We start from the raw sequence: 287 nt of genomic DNA, 5'->3' as shown, positions 1-287 counted from the left end.
TAGGGAACGGATTCCAGACGTCGCACTTCGATCCACTGCGAAAAGTCGTGAACGGCCTTGTGATCGTAAAAGGCAACCATCATCTCGTAATTGAGGAAAAGACTTCGCCCGTCAAGATTGGCCGATCCGGCAAGGGCCAGTTCTTCGTCAATCAATACGAGCTTGGCGTGAATCATGCGCGGGAACAGCCAGACCTTGCCCCCGGCGGCAACCAGATCCCGCAACTGGCGATGCCGCACAAAATCGGCCAACCGGTGATTGGACCTGGCCGGCAAAACCAGATTCAC

1 protein-coding gene is annotated in these 287 nt (G+C 55.7%); it reads right to left on the bottom strand.

Features of this window, described 5'->3' with window-relative positions:
* Positions 1 to 287, bottom strand: a 287-nt coding sequence (locus PROAA_RS13425) for a phospholipase D-like domain-containing protein (protein ID WP_245664281.1), incomplete at both ends; no start/stop codon positions are given.

This window comes from Candidatus Propionivibrio aalborgensis, assembly GCF_900089945.1.
Lineage (GTDB): Bacteria > Pseudomonadota > Gammaproteobacteria > Burkholderiales > Rhodocyclaceae > Propionivibrio > Propionivibrio aalborgensis.
This window is presented reverse-complemented; position numbering and strand designations above follow the sequence as displayed.